Consider the following 623-nt stretch of genomic DNA (forward strand, 5'->3'; position numbering starts at 1 on the left):
TGGGATGGGTGATCCGGCACAGCTGCGAGTCGTCCCAGGCGAGCAGCGACACGTCGTCGGGGACCGCGAAGCCCATCTCCGCGGCGACCCCCGCTCCCTCCTGATGTCGGCCGACCGTCCGACGGCCATCGTCTACGACAACGACATCATGGCCGAGGCCGTCCGCTATCTGGCGGCGCTCGGCCACCGGCGCATCGCCCGCGTCGGCGGCCCGGTCGGGCTCGGCCACAGCACCATCCGGGCCACCGCCTTCGCGTCCACGATGCGGGAGCTGGGGCTGGACGAGGGCCGCCAGATAGCGACCGGCTTCGACGGGAGCGAGGGGGCCAGGGCCACCCGCTCCCGCCACGGCCATGATGTCGTTGTCGTAGACGATGGCCGTCGGACGGTCGGCCGACATCAGGAGGGAGCGGGGGTCGCCGCGGAGATGGGCTTCGCGGTCCCCGACGACGTGTCGCTGCTCGCCTGGGACGACTCGCAGCTGTGCCGGATCACCCATCCCACGCTGTCGGCCATGAGCCACGACGTGCACAGCTTCGGCGCGCAGGTGGCCCGCACTCTGTTCGCCGTCATAGAGGGTGAGCACACCGGTTCCGTACAGGTTCCGACCCCGTCCCTCACAC

The 623-nt window shown here is 71.1% G+C and carries 1 pseudogene; it reads left to right on the top strand.

What is annotated here, in order from left to right:
* Positions 1 to 151: 151 nt before the first annotated feature.
* Positions 152 to 623: pseudogene (locus EAO72_RS41120) on the top strand (substrate-binding domain-containing protein); the annotation flags it as partial.

Origin of the sequence: Streptomyces sp. OR43 (assembly GCF_008042275.1) — a bacterium.
Classification (GTDB): domain Bacteria; phylum Actinomycetota; class Actinomycetes; order Streptomycetales; family Streptomycetaceae; genus Streptomyces.